At 71.0% G+C, this 887-nt stretch carries 1 protein-coding gene; it reads left to right on the top strand.

All coding sequences use genetic code 11. The features are described from left to right. On the top strand, positions 1-680 hold a 680-nt coding region (locus tag P409_RS35330; protein ID WP_152613734.1), incomplete at its 5' end, for a YukJ family protein. Between the last annotated feature and the right edge of the window lie 207 nt (positions 681-887).

Raw genomic sequence — 887 nt, 5'->3', positions numbered from 1 at the left:
GGCGGATGGCGCTCGAACGCTACGCGGTGCTGAAAGGGCGCCCGACCGACCGCCGCCTCGCCGCCGAGGGGTCGACCCACTACCACATCCGCCTCGATGACGGGGCGCGCGATCACCGGGTCGCGGTCAACGTCCAGGGCTCGTCCTGGCCGTCGCTGGTGGAATACGTGCTCGACCCCGATTTCGAGCATCCGGTGACCGAGCGGCTGGAGCGGCTGCCGCCGGGGCTGATCGCGATCCCAAGGGGCGAGGGGCTGGACTATGTCCGGGACGGGCTGTTCGACCGGTCGCGGATGCGGCCGCTGCCGGCCACCCGGCCTGGGCCGGACAACGACCTGAACGAGAAGATCGACCACATCGTCGCCCGCGCGATCGGGGAGCCGGCGGCGATGCTCTACGCCTTCGGCGAGCCCTTCGGGCCCGACCCGGTGGCCGATCACGGCTTCGGCTTCGCCCCGTCGCGCGGCATGCACAACATCCACATGAACCAGGGCAGCCCGGAGGAGAGGTTCCGCGGCGACAACGGCACCGGCCAGGACGGCGCTTTGCTGATCGCCTTCCCGCAGGGGCGCTGGGCGGCGCTGTTCCTGAAGTTCCAGTCCCAGTCCTGGCAGACCGACGACGCCACCGGCCACCCGCGCCACCCGGTGCAGGCCCGCCGTCGGCGGATGGAGGCCTGAGGCCCCCGGCGGCCGGCCGGGTTGCCTGGAGCCTGCGCTTGCCGTATCGTGCGGCCGCCGACCGATCCAGGAGAGCAAGATGACGACGTTCATGTCCCAGCAGAAAGGAGTTCCCGCCCCTCGCAAGGACATGACGCTTCATGTTGTCCCGCATCCGGAGTTTGCCGGCGCCCCGAGACGCCGCCGCTAGCGATCTCACCCTCTCCC

This window comes from Inquilinus limosus MP06 (assembly GCF_000767795.1).
GTDB lineage: Bacteria > Pseudomonadota > Alphaproteobacteria > DSM-16000 > Inquilinaceae > Inquilinus > Inquilinus limosus_E.
This window is presented reverse-complemented; position numbering and strand designations above follow the sequence as displayed.